1 protein-coding gene is annotated in these 2,678 nt (G+C 40.2%); it reads left to right on the forward strand.

Annotated elements, in window-relative coordinates; genetic code table 11:
- The first annotated feature begins 1,188 nt into the window (after positions 1-1,188).
- Entirely contained in the window at positions 1,189-2,556 is a 1,368-nt protein-coding gene (locus DXD25_RS16015) for a hypothetical protein (protein ID WP_117664357.1), read from the forward strand.
- Positions 2,557-2,678 lie beyond the last annotated feature (122 nt).

The raw sequence follows: 2,678 nt of genomic DNA on the forward strand, positions 1-2,678 counted from the left end.
GGAGGTTTGCGTTCACGCTGCGCATTACGATGCTGTAGTTAATCATACTCTGTTCTGTGTTTAAGAGTTCTTGTAAATCACAACTACCCGGAAAGTCCGTTTCCTGTGCTTTTTGGGGTCTTAATAGATGACCGGCGCCTGCCATCATTTAAGCCCCGCCCCGGTCTTAATAGATGACCGGTTTTCGGCACAATAGGCTGTTCCTTCGATTGCCGGTGCAAAGATACAAAATTTCAAAGGCGAAAGCAAGTTTTTATCGGAATAAGATGGTAAAAATGGCGTAAGTAGCTGATATATAGATATGTAACTATTAGCGATATTTACATGTTTCGTTTTCGCCAGCATTTTCCTTTCGCTCTGAAGGTGGGCAGAAGCTTCTTACGTCTTCTGGGTCATTTCGGGTCAAAGTCATTTCGGGTCATTTTCATTTTCGGGGCGCAAAGTCACTCATAGTATAATATAAATATATATTTATATTATACTATGGCTGAAAATGACATTGCATTTTCAAAATGACCCGAAATGACTTTGACCCAAAATGACCTGATAGAGGTTTTGGTTTGATTCTGAAAGATGTAACGCTGTATTGTTGTAAGATGTTGTTTAATAGCAAGATATTGCCCGTTAGTGAAAGTTGTACTTTCTTAGAATTGTATCTTTAAAAAGCTATAGATTCTCTTCTGTTTTTCTATACTCTCCCTCTTCGTTTTGTCTTGATATTGTGTAAATCTGTTAAGTTATTTCTAAATTTCTGCCGTTTTCAAGCAGAAAAACCTCATTTTCCATCTTATTTTGGCCGTTCTGCGGGTGTGAAGATAGCCTTTTGAGGCTCATTTTCTGGGCTTCGAGCGTTTTTTTCTACCAGCCTTTTGTAAAAGCTCTCTCTCTCATTTTTATTTAGAAAGTGCAATATTCTATAACAAAGGAATGTGGCTCTAATTGGTATGAGATTGAATACTAAATAGATAGAATAAATAGATGGGTGTGATAATATCTGATGTTTGGAAAGCTGTGAAAAAGCGATAAAATGGTGATTTTTTCTTGTTTAAAAGGCTTTTTTCTCGTTTTTTGTGTTTATATTCTATAGTAATCGTGATTTTTCGCCATTTTTTTGTAACTTTGAGGGGGCCATTTCTATGTACCGCATGGAATCGGCGGTTGAGTTCGTAATTAAACAACATAAACACAATGGAATCAGAATACCTATACAATACCGATAATCGTTACGGTTTTCGTCTGAAAATCAAATCAGAAGAAGACCTGTTTGTTATAGATGAGGCTACAGGAGCCAAGAAATACACCCCTATAACCAAAGAAGATGTTGCCCTGTTTAAGAGAGAGGCTGAACATTTATGTAAGGAGATTCAATATGCTATAGAAGACATTCAATGGAATACTGGAAAGCATAAGGGTCTTACCTATTATTATCATATTTACCAAGACCTTGCCGAGCAATTGACAGATTTTCTTAAATATATTCATAAGCTCCATAAGAAAGTCTATATTACCATATATAAGAGCTATGATAATGAACTGATGGCTATCTATACGGAAATCTTAGAGAAGGTGCTGAATGACATTCAGACCATCGCCCGAAAGCATGCAGACTATCTGCTGGATGTGGAGGAGTATGGTCAGATGCCCAGTGGCAAAGATCTTTTCAAGCTGTGTGAGAAGCAGGAGGCTCCGGCTGACGCAGACCTTTCGAACTATGAGTCTCACTACAAGAACTTTATCTCTAGCGGATTGAAGTTGGCTTTGGAGAAGACCGTCGCCACGGTTACCTACATATACAGAGAATTTACCGATTTATATAAGACCCGAGTTTTCCGCACCGACCACGAAGCTACCATCATTTATCATTACATCAAAAGAAGATTTGATGAGCATACGCTACCTGCTCATCTGGAGCATGTAGCCAAGGTGCAGAAGCGTCATCTGAAAGAGAGAAGAATAGAGATTACCACTTTGAGCTTACAGAAAGTGATGAGTGAAGTAGAGGGGAAATTCAACAATTATACGCTTTGTTCTATCTGGTTCAATAATGTGGAGGATGAGGAGAATGAGGAGGAGCTTGTCCACATGCTTGTAAGAGAGGAGGCTTCGCCCGGGGATTTTGAAAATCTGTTTATGTATCAGGGTGAGCATGATATGTTGGCGGTAGAAATAGCCAGGGCTGATGAGTATGAGCGTCATGGCGATTCTTTCTTTGCCAACTGGGTAGATCCTGCCAAGCTGAAGAAGAGGCTGGAGTTCTGGTTAAAGGGCAACATCACGAAGCAGCAGGACTGGTACATTGTGTGGTGTCTGATGAAATATACGTTCCACATGGTGAAGGAGGATAAGGACAAGTCTGCCTTTGCCGCCCGTATGAACCTGATGTTTCCTGATGTAGAAAAGAGGTGCGTGGTGGAATCGTTCAGAAAGCAGGAAACGCAGATGAACCACAACCGCCATTTCTCAGAGTGGCTGAAGGATTCCGATCATGATTATGCCATGGCCCAGAGCCTCTATGAGAAGCTGAAGAAGACGGAAGAATATAAGAGAAGTATTTGAAGAAGGAGGAGTAGGGAAGGTGCGATGGGAGGGCGCACCTTCCCACATATTTATAAGCAAAGTGAACCCTTTAAAATATTTCGAGAGTGTAAACTAAACTGTGTCAAGCTACAATAAAAAGT

This window comes from Prevotella sp. TF12-30 (assembly GCF_003436715.1).
Classification (GTDB): domain Bacteria; phylum Bacteroidota; class Bacteroidia; order Bacteroidales; family Bacteroidaceae; genus Prevotella; species Prevotella copri_A.